Here is a 6276-nt window from a genome sequence, read left to right as displayed (position 1 = left end):
CATCGCCGAGGCGGACATGGAGGGCGAGGGCGCGTTCGACCCCCGGACGGTCCTCGCCGCGGTGGAGGGCGTGTCCCGGCTACCGGTCCTCGTACCGGGGCAGGCCGCTGGTCGGCACCGCCCAGTCGCCGACGGTGATCTCCTCCCCGTACACGAACTCCTTGCGCGTGGCGTACCGAGGGCCCGCCGGCGTCGCGTGGATGTCGCTGAACACGGCCCCGGTGCCGGTGCGCGGGTCGAAGACCGCGTAGACCGGGATGCCGAGGAGGGGGTAGTCGCGCATCTTGCCCACCCAGTCGTTGTCCGGGTTCGACCGCGACACGACCTCCACCGCGGCGAGGACCGTCCGGGGGTCGAACGCGCCCTCGCCCTCCATGTCCGCCTCGGCGATGACCATCACATCCGGATGACGCATGATGCCCTCGCCCGCGTGCTCCACATCGGGGGTACCGGTGTGCGCGACGAGCCCCTCCGGAAGGACGGCTTCGAGGCGCTTGCGCACCCGCAGCACGGTGAGTTCGTGCGGCTTCGCGGGCGACATCATGTCGTGGACGATCCCTTCCTTCGTGATTTCGAACTTGCCGGGAAGGGTGTCGTCCATCGACGCGACGAAATCGCGCATGACCCGGTACTGGCGGGCGTCGTGCTGCGCTTCGTCCGGGGCCATGGTCATCCCGCTCGCTCCTCGTCGTCCGTACCCGGCGGCAGGGGTCGTCCCCCTCATGCTAGGCGGCCGCCCGGGCGTGGGCCCGGGTCTCGGCGTGGGCTTGGTGTCGGCAGTCGCGGCAGAGACCTGGTTCGGGGGCGCGGAAGGCGCGGTTGCAGGTGCCGGTGCAGTCGACGAGTGGGTGGGGTCTGTCCGGGGGCGCGGGGAGGCCGGGGAGTGGTGGTGGAAGCAGCGCGGTGAGGCGGTGCGCGAGCAGGCCCGCGGGCTGTTTGAGGGGGTGGGGCAGGTCGGTGGTGAGGGCGGAGCGTACGGCGTCGGGGGTGACCTCGCGTTCCAGCCAGGTGACGACGGCCGGGGCGAGTCGGCGGACGTCCCGTTCGCCGAGGAGGAGCCGGGGGTCGTGGCGGCGCAGGCCGGTGAGGAGGTCGGTGGCGATGCGGTGGAGCTCCAGGTCGGGGCTCTGGGGCTGGGGGAGGGACGCGCGCCATGGGTTCGGGGCGGGTGCCGGCTCGGGGGCCGGGGGGCCTGGCGGCTCGGGCACCGGGGGATGGGCGTCCGGCTCGGGCTGGGGCTCCGGGGGCGGCACCGGTGCCGCGTACGGAGCGGGTGCCTCCGCGACCGCGTCCGGGTGGTTGTACGAGATGGTGCGGGTGACGACCTTGCCGGAGGGGAGCCGGTCCAGGAAGCGCCGCAGGTAGCGGTGGGTCTCCAGCTCCCGCAGTGCGGCGGCGATGCGCGCCTCGCTCTCCGGGAAGCGGTCGGCCAGCACCTTGACGCCGACCTTCGCGCCGTCCGGCAGGGACTGGATGTGCACCGCGAGGCCGATCGCGGTCAGCGACAACTGCCCGTGCTGGGCGAGGTGGTTGCCGATGATCGTGAAGCGGTGGGTGTGGATCGCGTGGACGTGGATCACGCCGAAGGCGGTGACACGGGCGGGAACGCGGGACGAGGCGCGCGAGGGCGCGCTAATCTGCTGGGTATCCATCGGGAAGGGCCTAACTTCCTCGGTGGTCAGGCCCTCGATCGGGATTGCGAGTCCCGGCCGGGGGCCGACGCATGTCTGCGGTTGTCGCGGCGAGCATATGCCCGCCAACCCGCCCGAAATCCAGCTCGATTGGACAAAGTCACCCGGGAGAGTGACGGGGGTTCAGGTGGTGAACGGGTGGGGTCGGGTGGGGTGGTTTCCCCGGTTCTTTCAAGAGTTCTTTGATCTCTTTGCGTCCCAGGCCCCCGCGTCGCGGAACACCGGGTCGCGGAGGTCCACGATCCGGTGCCACCGGTCACGGAACGAGGTCCAGCTCCGCCCAGACGGTCTTGCGGGGCACCGGCCCGTGGGCGACGCCCCAGCGGTCGGCGAGGGTCTCGACGATCAGCAGTCCGCGTCCGGACTCGGACTCGGCGGCGGGCGTGTCGCGTGTGCCGGGGCCGGGCGGGAGCCGGTCGCCCCGGGTGTCGGTGACGGCGATCCGCAGCCGCTTTCCGCCGTCCTCGACGGCGAGTTCCAGCCGGAAGTGCCGGCCGGGCACGCGGCCGTGGGTCATCGCGTTCGCCGCCAGCTCGGCGACGATCTGCGCCGCCGCGTCCGAGGGCACGTTCCAGGAGGCGAGTTGGGCGGTTGTCAGCAGTCGGGCGAGCCGCGCGCCCCGGCGGGTGGGGGAGAGCAGGACCGTGAACTGCCGGACGGGAGCGGAGGATTCGGGTCGGGTGATTTCCTGGGTCACGTCACTCAGAGTGGTCGTTCGGTGCCTACTCTGGACAGGGTGCCGCGTGTACGGACAGTGACTGTCCCGGTGTTGTCCGGGCCTGTCCACCGTGTCCGGCGGCGCGTCGGCGGACACGACGGGACGACGGGTGGAGGCGGGTGTCGTATGACGAACGGGAGCGCTGCGGCGGGGGCGAGCGCCGGCGCGGACGAGCCGGACGAGGACGTGGAGTGGGACGACGACGACTCGGGCGCGGTCGTCGCGGCGGTCGGACGCCAGATCAGGCTGTGGCGCGAGGCGGCGGGCCTGCGCGCGGCCGAGCTGGGCGCGCTGATCGGCTACGGGGAGAACCAGGTCTACAAGGTCGAGACCGGCAAGCGCATCCCCAAGCCGGAGTTCCTGGACAAGGCGGACGAGGCACTGGGCGCGGGCGGCAAGATCTCCGCGATGAAGGAGGACGTGGCGGAGGCGAGGTACCCGAAGAAGGTCCGGGACCTGGCGAAGCTGGAGCGCAATGCGGTGGAGATCGGTGCTTACGCCAGCCACATCGTGCACGGCCTTCTCCAGACGGAGGAGTACGCGCGGGCGCTCTGCACGGAGCGGCGGCCTGCGTTCTCGGAGAAACAGGTGGAGAGGGTGGTCGCCGGTCGGATGGGGCGGCAGGCGGTGATCGAGCGGCGGCCCGCACCGCTGCTGACCTTCGTCCTGGAGGAGGTGACGCTCCGGCGGCCGACCGGGGGTCGGGCGGTGCTGCGGCGACAGCTCGAACACCTTCTGGAACTGAGCGCGTTGCGGCACGTAGAGATCCAGGTGATGCCGACGGATACCGAGGAGCACGCTGGTCTTGGTGGCTCGCACCTAGTCATTGAGCTGAACGACGGCACGACGATCGCGCACACCGAGGTCCAGCTCACCAGTCGCCTGATTAGCGATCCCAAGGAGGTCCAGATCCTTGAGATGCGTTACGGCGTGATCAGGTCGCAGGCGTTGACGCCGCGGCTGTCGCGGACCTTCATCGAGAAACTGTTGGGAGAGACATGAGTGGCAAGCCCCCTGTCGGACCCTCTTCCGGACCCACCTGGGTCAAGAGCAGCTACAGCACGGCTGACGGCCCCGAGTGCGTTGAGGTCGCCACGGCGGTCGCAGCGGTCCATGTCCGGGACTCCAAGAACGTGCCCGGGCCCGCGCTCGGGTTCACGCCGGAGGTGTGGGCGGCCTTTGTCTCCCACACCTCCGCCACCTGATCCGCAGCTCCGGACTGCGGCGGGTTCGGGTCGTAGGCGTTGGCGCCGCGGCTGTCGCGGGACTTGATCGGGAATCTGTTGGGAGAGATATGAGTGGTGGCAAGCTCTCTGCCGGGCCCTCTTCCGGATTGACGTGGGTCAAGAGCAGCTACAGCAGCAACGACGGCCCGGAGTGCGTCGAGGTCGCGAGCGACATCGGCACCGTCCATGTCCGCGACTCCAAGAACGTGCCCGGGCCCGCGCTCGGGTTCACGCCCGGTGCGTGGGCGCACTTCATCGCGCACGCCTCCGGTACCTGACCCTCAACTCCGGGCCCACCTGCGCGTCACGCGATCACGCGGCGCGCAGGTGGGCCCGGGCAGCCCATCACCCGGTGCCCGTGGAGGAGTTCACTCGGTCGCGGGGTGGTCGGGATCGCGCATCACCCGGTGCAGTACCGCCCGGAGCCGGGCGTGCGCGCGTACCTTCAGGGCGCGCCACGCCGTGTGCGTCCAGCGGCCGATGAGTACCACGCCGTGCAGCCAGCAGGCCGCGAGCGGAAGAAGGGCCAGCAGGATCAACCAGGTATCCGGCTGGAGGAGTTCGAACGAACGCATGCGTGAGGTTCCTCGCTGAGGGGAGGGGCGGCGACCCAGGGCCGGCGTCTCCCGGTCGAGCGGGAGTCAGGCGGCGGTGAGCGCCCCGGGGTGGGATGGATTCCGTGTGGCACGGGTCCGTCCGGGGGCGCGTGGCACGCGTGGGGCGGCGAGGCCGATCACTCCGCACGGGGAGGTGGCATGCGGCGGCGGGGTGACCGCGAAATCGCCCGGGGCGTTGCCCAGGGCGAGGTCGAGCTGCTCACGGAGAAGGGTGATCAGCGCAGCGAGCACCGCGTCCAGCAGTCGCAACTGCTCGATACGGACCGTGGCCTCCACCAGGGCCGAACCGACTTCGGCCTGCGGATGGCCGGGGGCATGCGGGGCGCTGATGCCCGGGATGCCCGTGTCCTTCTCCGCGGAGGCCAGCAGGGCGGCCGTGGTCGTGCTGGGCGCCGTCGCGCGCTGCCGTTCCGCTTCGAGCTGGCGGCGGATACGGGCGCGTGTGGCGGAGGCTGCTTGAAGTGCCGCCCACCAAAAGGCTGCGGTCGACTTTCCTACGCCGCCCATCCCGGAGAGCACGACGATCTTCTGCCCGGCGGCCATGGCTGCCGCCACCGCGTTGGCAACGACCATGCTCTTGCCCGTGCCCGGCGGCCCCGTGACCACGAACCGCTCGGCACGGTCGAGATGGTGATCCATCAGGGCGTGAAAGCGCTGCTGGGACAGCCTCGCGCTTGCGTCGGGATCCTCGCCGGCGATCCGCCAACGCGACCGACGCGCACGGTCGGCGGCGGGGCCGAGCGCACTCCCGGGTTCGCGGTGCGAGGACATGGGAGACACCTTAACGGCGCCCACCGACAGCGGCGGGGCACACCGCAGGATCACCCGCCGCGCGCCCCGCCCACTACCTCCTACGCCGCTCCACACCGCCCGTCCTCCACCGACTTGGTGGTGCGGGCCAGTTCGACCGCCACCAGCAGGCTCAGGCCAGGAGTCGACTCGCGCAGGGCCTTGATCGCGGGGACGGAGTCGGCCGGGCCCTTCACCGCCGCCGCGTCCAGGCGGGTGCGGACCCAGCGGGCCTGGGTCTCCTCCTCGGTGAGGGCGGCGTCCGCGACGACCGCCAGGGCGCGTTCCAGGCCCGGGCGCTCCTCGGGGGACGCCTGTTCCAGCGCGTCGCGGAGGGCCGACGTGATCACGTCCCCGTCCCGTACGACGATGGTGTGCACTTCCCGCTTCCTCTGTCCGAACATGAAACGATCCTGCTGCCGTACCCCGTTACTGGGCAAGGAAGTTGAGGGACTTCAGAGGTCGGGGCGGCGGGACCGGAGGCCCGCCAGCGCCCCGGCCAGGGCGTCGACCGCCTTCAGCGCGAGGTGCTGGAGGCCGCCGCCGAAGGTGATCCGGGTGGCGCCCAGGCGCCCCAGCGCGGCCAGGTCCGGGCCGGTGGGCCCGGGCGGGGCGGCCAGGACGTTCAGCGGGAGGAACGGGAGGTCCGACGCGGCCCGCAGCAGCGGCAGATGGGCCTCGGGCGCCCGGATCGGGTAGACGCAGTCCGCCCCGGCCGCCGCGTACAGCCGGATCCGGGCCGCCGCGTCGGCGGCCGGGTCGGCGCCACCGGCGTACAGGTACGTGTCCACGCGCGCGTTGACGAACAACTCGCCACCCGCCGCCGCGCAGACCTCCGCCAGCCAGTCCGCGTGCCGGTGCGCGTCCCGGGGGCCGCCCGTCGCCGCGTCGCCGTCCTCCAGGTTGCAGCCGACCGCGCCCGCGTCCAGGAGGCGTTCGACCAGCTCCCGGGGCGCGAGGCCGTAGCCGGCCTCCACGTCCGCGCTCACCGGCACGTCGACCGCCCGGGCGATCCGGGCGACCGCCGCGAACATCTCTCCGGCGGCCACCTCCCCGTCCGCGTACCCCAGCGACGCCGCGACCCCCGCGCTCGGCGTCGCCAGGGCGGGGAAGCCCGCGTCCGCGAAGGCGCGGGCGCTCGCCGCGTCCCACGGCCCCGGGAGGACGAGCGGGTCGTCCGCCGCGCGGCCGTGGTGCAGGGCGCGGAACGTCCCCACCGCAGACCTGGCCATGCC

The 6276-nt window shown here is 72.3% G+C and carries 10 protein-coding genes; 3 read left to right on the top strand and 7 right to left on the bottom strand.

Annotated elements, in window-relative coordinates; all coding sequences use genetic code 11:
• Positions 1-79: 79 nt before the first annotated feature.
• The 3 genes from ABZ457_RS05390 to ABZ457_RS05380 form a co-directional block, all read right to left on the bottom strand.
• The gene (locus ABZ457_RS05390; RefSeq protein WP_359154088.1) at positions 80-673 is read right to left on the bottom strand and encodes a Uma2 family endonuclease; all 594 of its coding nucleotides are present in this window, start codon (positions 671-673) and stop codon (positions 80-82) included.
• 52 nt (positions 674-725) lie between these two features.
• Positions 726-1652 carry a helix-turn-helix domain-containing protein gene (locus ABZ457_RS05385; protein ID WP_359154086.1) on the bottom strand — a complete coding sequence of 309 codons (927 nt, stop codon included), beginning with the start codon at positions 1650-1652 and terminating at the stop codon, positions 726-728.
• 295 nt (positions 1653-1947) lie between these two features.
• Positions 1948-2388 carry an ATP-binding protein gene (locus ABZ457_RS05380; RefSeq protein ID WP_359154084.1) on the bottom strand — a complete coding sequence of 147 codons (441 nt, stop codon included), beginning with the start codon at positions 2386-2388 and terminating at the stop codon, positions 1948-1950.
• A 147-nt stretch (positions 2389-2535) separates the two neighbouring features.
• On the opposite strand from ABZ457_RS05380, the gene ABZ457_RS05375 reads away from it, so the two are divergent.
• The 3 genes from ABZ457_RS05375 (at position 2536) to ABZ457_RS05365 (ending at position 3913) form a co-directional block, all read left to right on the top strand.
• Entirely contained in the window at positions 2536-3411 is an 876-nt protein-coding gene (locus ABZ457_RS05375) for a helix-turn-helix transcriptional regulator (RefSeq protein WP_359154082.1), read from the top strand.
• A complete protein-coding gene (locus ABZ457_RS05370; protein ID WP_359154080.1) occupies positions 3408-3614 on the top strand; it encodes a DUF397 domain-containing protein in 207 nt (68 codons plus the stop codon). Before ABZ457_RS05375 ends, ABZ457_RS05370 begins: the two co-directional genes overlap by 4 nt.
• Before the next feature lie 89 nt (positions 3615-3703).
• Positions 3704-3913, top strand: a complete 210-nt coding sequence (locus tag ABZ457_RS05365) for a DUF397 domain-containing protein (RefSeq protein ID WP_359154078.1) — start codon at positions 3704-3706, stop codon at positions 3911-3913.
• Positions 3914-4003: 90 nt separating this feature from the next.
• Here the strand turns inward: ABZ457_RS05365 and ABZ457_RS05360 are convergent, their stop codons facing one another.
• The 4 genes from ABZ457_RS05360 to ABZ457_RS05345 all read right to left on the bottom strand — a co-directional run bounded on the left by ABZ457_RS05360 (position 4004) and on the right by ABZ457_RS05345 (position 6273).
• Positions 4004-4210: a hypothetical protein gene (locus tag ABZ457_RS05360; RefSeq protein ID WP_359154076.1), complete on the bottom strand. Its 207-nt coding sequence runs from the start codon at positions 4208-4210 to the stop codon at positions 4004-4006.
• Between the two features lie 66 nt (positions 4211-4276).
• Positions 4277-4891 carry a hypothetical protein gene (locus ABZ457_RS05355; protein ID WP_359154074.1) on the bottom strand — a complete coding sequence of 205 codons (615 nt, stop codon included), beginning with the start codon at positions 4889-4891 and terminating at the stop codon, positions 4277-4279.
• A gap of 212 nt (positions 4892-5103) precedes the next feature.
• Positions 5104-5445, bottom strand: coding sequence for a hypothetical protein (locus ABZ457_RS05350; protein WP_359154072.1), 342 nt, complete (start codon positions 5443-5445; stop codon positions 5104-5106).
• 51 nt (positions 5446-5496) lie between these two features.
• Positions 5497-6273, bottom strand: coding sequence for an isocitrate lyase/phosphoenolpyruvate mutase family protein (locus ABZ457_RS05345; RefSeq protein ID WP_359154069.1), 777 nt, complete (start codon positions 6271-6273; stop codon positions 5497-5499).
• Between the last annotated feature and the right edge of the window lie 3 nt (positions 6274-6276).

It is taken from the genome of Streptomyces sp. NPDC005805 (genome assembly GCF_040630445.1).
GTDB lineage: Bacteria > Actinomycetota > Actinomycetes > Streptomycetales > Streptomycetaceae > Streptomyces.
This window is presented reverse-complemented; position numbering and strand designations above follow the sequence as displayed.

Excerpts from the sequence above, each read along its gene's own strand:
- ABZ457_RS05355 (WP_359154074.1), bottom strand. The coding sequence starts at position 4,891 with ATGGATCACCATCTCGACCGTGCCGAGCGGTTCGTGGTCACGGGGCCG.
- ABZ457_RS05365 (WP_359154078.1), top strand. The coding sequence starts at position 3,704 with ATGAGTGGTGGCAAGCTCTCTGCCGGGCCCTCTTCCGGATTGACGTGG.
- ABZ457_RS05345 (WP_359154069.1), bottom strand. The coding sequence starts at position 6,273 with ATGGCCAGGTCTGCGGTGGGGACGTTCCGCGCCCTGCACCACGGCCGC.
- ABZ457_RS05375 (WP_359154082.1), top strand. The coding sequence starts at position 2,536 with ATGACGAACGGGAGCGCTGCGGCGGGGGCGAGCGCCGGCGCGGACGAG.
- ABZ457_RS05350 (WP_359154072.1), bottom strand. The coding sequence starts at position 5,445 with ATGTTCGGACAGAGGAAGCGGGAAGTGCACACCATCGTCGTACGGGAC.
- ABZ457_RS05360 (WP_359154076.1), bottom strand. The coding sequence starts at position 4,210 with ATGCGTTCGTTCGAACTCCTCCAGCCGGATACCTGGTTGATCCTGCTG.
- ABZ457_RS05370 (WP_359154080.1), top strand. The coding sequence starts at position 3,408 with ATGAGTGGCAAGCCCCCTGTCGGACCCTCTTCCGGACCCACCTGGGTC.
- ABZ457_RS05390 (WP_359154088.1), bottom strand. The coding sequence starts at position 673 with ATGACCATGGCCCCGGACGAAGCGCAGCACGACGCCCGCCAGTACCGG.
- ABZ457_RS05385 (WP_359154086.1), bottom strand. The coding sequence starts at position 1,652 with ATGGATACCCAGCAGATTAGCGCGCCCTCGCGCGCCTCGTCCCGCGTT.